Raw genomic sequence first — 307 nt, forward strand, 5'->3', positions numbered from 1 at the left:
TGGTGCTACCGGTGATCGACTGGTTGGCCTGCGACTCGACGGCGTTGACGATGTCATCGCTGCCCAGGACGTTGATGTTCAGCGACGGGAACAGCGGTTGGGTGATGACGGTGTACGGGCGGTCAGCTTCGACGTCAGTGGCGTTGCCAGCTTCGTCATGGGCCGTGAGGGTGGCATGGATGTTGGACTCAGCCGCCAGATCGGCGCCGGCTACCTGCACGCTCCACTTGCCATCGGCTGCCACAGTGGCGCTGTAGGTGGTGCCGTTGAGCTCGAAGCTCACCACGTCACCGGCCTTGAACTCGCC

General features: G+C 63.5%; 1 protein-coding gene. It reads right to left on the reverse strand.

Features of this window, described 5'->3' with window-relative positions; genetic code table 11:
- Window positions 1-307, reverse strand: a 307-nt coding sequence (locus IB274_RS29510) for a hypothetical protein (protein ID WP_192436304.1), incomplete at both ends; no start/stop codon positions are given.

The sequence above is a fragment of the Pseudomonas sp. PDM18 genome (assembly GCF_014852585.1).
GTDB lineage: Bacteria > Pseudomonadota > Gammaproteobacteria > Pseudomonadales > Pseudomonadaceae > Pseudomonas.